Annotated in this window: 3 protein-coding genes; all 3 read right to left on the reverse strand. The window is 69.0% G+C overall.

What is annotated here, in order from left to right:
* Window positions 1-212 (reverse strand): sigma factor (locus tag Q8814_RS25825; protein ID WP_330154782.1); only part of this gene is annotated, 212 nt, incomplete at its 3' end.
* Between the two features lie 3 nt (window positions 213-215).
* The gene (locus tag Q8814_RS25830; RefSeq protein ID WP_330154783.1) at window positions 216-560 is read right to left on the reverse strand and encodes a YciI family protein; all 345 of its coding nucleotides are present in this window, start codon (window positions 558-560) and stop codon (window positions 216-218) included.
* Between the two features lie 117 nt (window positions 561-677).
* Window positions 678-2,225, reverse strand: a 1,548-nt coding sequence (locus Q8814_RS25835; RefSeq protein ID WP_330154784.1) for a phosphoenolpyruvate carboxylase, incomplete at its 5' end; no start/stop codon positions are given.

The following is a 2,225-nucleotide window of genomic DNA, read 5'->3' on the forward strand; positions in this document are numbered from 1 at the left end:
TCGACAGCGCGCCGCCGGGCGGTGGTGAGCAACCACGCGCCGGGTCGGTCGGTAACCCCGTCGACGGGCCAGTGCACGACCGCCGCCTCGACGGCCTCGGACGCAACCTCTTCGGCGAGGTCGAGGTCGCCGAAGCGGTGGGTCAGTGCCGCCAGGAGCCGGCCGCGTTCCTCGCGGAACACCGCCTCGACCGACGCGGCCGGATCCGGCACGGCTCAGTCCCCGAAGCCGGCGACCGGGCGCACCACCACGGTTCCCCCGTCGCGGGAACCCGGGCACCGCGCCGCCCATTCGAGCGCGACATCGAGGTCGGGCACGTCGATGATGTCGTATCCACCGAGGATCTCGCGGGTCTCGGCGAACGGACCGTCGGTGATGCTGCGGCGCCCGTCGGCGTCGACCTGCACCCCGGTCGCGGTGGTCAGATCCTGCAGTGCGTGCCCGGACACGAAGATCCCGGCGTCCTTCATCGCCTTGTCGTAGAGCTGCCAGTCCTCGAAATCGCAGGTGGGAGGCTGATCGGGGTTGGTGGAGGTGTAGATCAACAGCATGTACTTCATGGTTCGGCTCCTGTCAGCGTTCGCGCGGCGGGAGTGCCGCACACCATGACGACGAGCGGACCCCCACGGAATCGACACATCGTCGCCGGAAATCTTCGCGCATGCCGCCGCGATCTGTCAGCCGCTGTTGCGCAGAGCCGTGGCCAGGCCGTTCATCGTCAGTTGGATTCCGCGACGCACCTGCCCGGTGTCCTCCCCGGCGCGATAGCGGCGCAGCAGCTCCACCTGCAGGTGATTGAGGGGTTCGAGGTACGGGAAACGATTGTGCAGCGAGCGTTCCAGGGCCGGGTTGTCGGCGACCAGCGAGTCGAAGCCGGTGATCTGCTTGTATGCGAGCACGGTGCGTTCGTGTTCGGCGACGATCCGGCCGAAGACCCGCTCCCGCAGCGCGGTGTCGTCGACGAGCTCGGAATAGCGGGCGGCGAGACCGAGATCGGATTTCGCCATCACCTGCGCCATGTTCGACAGCACGGACTGGAAGAACGGCCACCGCCGGTACAGGTCCTGCAGGGTCGCCAGGCGGCCGGGGTCGTCGCCGATCCACTGCACGACGGCGCTGCCCGTGCCGTACCAGCCGGGCAGCATCACCCGGCACTGCGTCCACGCGAGCACCCATGGGATGGCGCGCAGGTCACTGATGGCTTTCGTCGGTTTGCGCGACGCCGGCCGGCTGCCGATGTTGAGTGCGCCGATCTCCGCGACCGGAGTGGAGGTGGTGAAGTACTCGACGAAGCCGGGGGTGTCGTGCACGAGGTCTCGGTAGGCGTCGCGGGCGAGGTCGGCGAGTTCGTCGAGGATCCGGTACGCGGCCGGTGCGTCGTCGCCGAGGCCTTCGACATCGAGGAGGGTGGATTCGAGGGTGGCGGCGACGAGCGCTTCGAGGTTGCGGCGGGCGAGCACCGGTTCGCGGTATTTCGCGGCGATCACCTCGCCCTGTTCGGTGAGTCGCAGCGAGCCCTGCACCGCGCCGGGGGGTTGGGCGAGGATCGCGTCGTAGCTCGGTCCGCCGCCGCGGCCGACGGTGCCGCCGCGACCGTGGAACAGCCGCAACCGGATCCCGGTGGTGCGTGCCGCCTCGACGAGGTCCAGTTCGGCGCGATACAACGCCCAGTTCGCGGCGAGGTACCCGCCGTCCTTGTTGGAATCGGAGTAGCCGAGCATGATCTCCTGCAGGCCGTCGTGCCCCTCGACGAGGCTGCGGAATTCCGGCACGGCGAGCGCCGCGGTGAGGGTGGCGGCGCCGCCCCGCAGGTCTTCGATGGTCTCGAACAGCGGAATGACCTGCACGGTGCTGCGCGGGTATCCGACGTCGAGGTCGAGCAGGCCGACCTCTTTGAGCAGCACCTCGACTTCGAGCAGGTCGGACACGGACGTGCACATACTGATGATGTAGTGCTCGATCGCGGCCGGCCCGATCCGGCGCACCGCGGCCGCGGCGGCGCACAGGATGCCGAGTTCCTTCTCGGTTTCCTCCGACAGGCGTGCGCGGGCGGTGGTCAGCGGGCGGCGGGTGCCCAGTTCTTTCGTGAGCACGACGAGCTTGGCCTCTTCGGTCATCTCCGCGTAGCGATCGGTCACGCCCGCCCAGGCCAGCAGTTCGGCCACGACCCGTTCGTGGACCTCCGAGTTCTGCCGCAGGTCCAGCGGGGCGAGATGGAAGCCGAA

The organism is Rhodococcus chondri, from assembly GCF_036327435.1.
Taxonomy (GTDB): domain Bacteria; phylum Actinomycetota; class Actinomycetes; order Mycobacteriales; family Mycobacteriaceae; genus Rhodococcus; species Rhodococcus chondri.